Source organism: Curvibacter sp. EU05-FHT14A10, assembly GCF_058791075.1.
On the sequence record NZ_JBYTDE010000053.1, the window covers coordinates 1 to 541 of the forward strand.

The 541-nt window shown below is 67.3% G+C and carries 1 protein-coding gene; it reads left to right on the top strand.

The annotated features are described in order from the left end of the window. Positions 1-541 (top strand): Kelch repeat-containing protein (locus AC3WUT_RS30185; protein ID WP_492350759.1); only part of this gene is annotated, 541 nt, incomplete at both ends.

Here is a 541-nt window from a genome sequence, read left to right on the forward strand (position 1 = left end):
CGGGCAGCCTGAGCACGGCGCGATATTTACACACAGCGACCCTGCTGCCCTCAGGCCAGGTGCTGGTCGTGGGGGGGCAGGGCAACAGCGGAACGCTTGCCAGCGCTGAGCTGTACGACCCGGCCACACGGACCTGGAGTGCTGCGGGTAGCCTGAGCACGGCGCGATATTTACACACAGCGACCCTGCTGCCCTCAGGCCAGGTGCTGGTCGTGGGGGGACAGGTCAACTACGTAGCGCTTGCCAACGCTGAGCTGTATGACCCGGCCACACGGACCTGGAGTGCTGCGGGCAGCCTGAGCACGGCGCGATATTTACACACAGCGACCCTGCTGCCCTCAGGCCAGGTGCTGGTCGTGGGCGGCCTGGGCAGTGGCGGAGCGCGTGCCAGCGCCGAACTGTACGACCCGGCGACCCAGACCTGGAGTGCTACGGGCAGCCTGAGCACGGCGCGATATTTACACACAGCGACCCTGCTGCCCTCAGGCCAGGTGCTGGTCGTGGGGGGGCAGGGCAACAGCGGAACGCTTGCCAGCGCTGA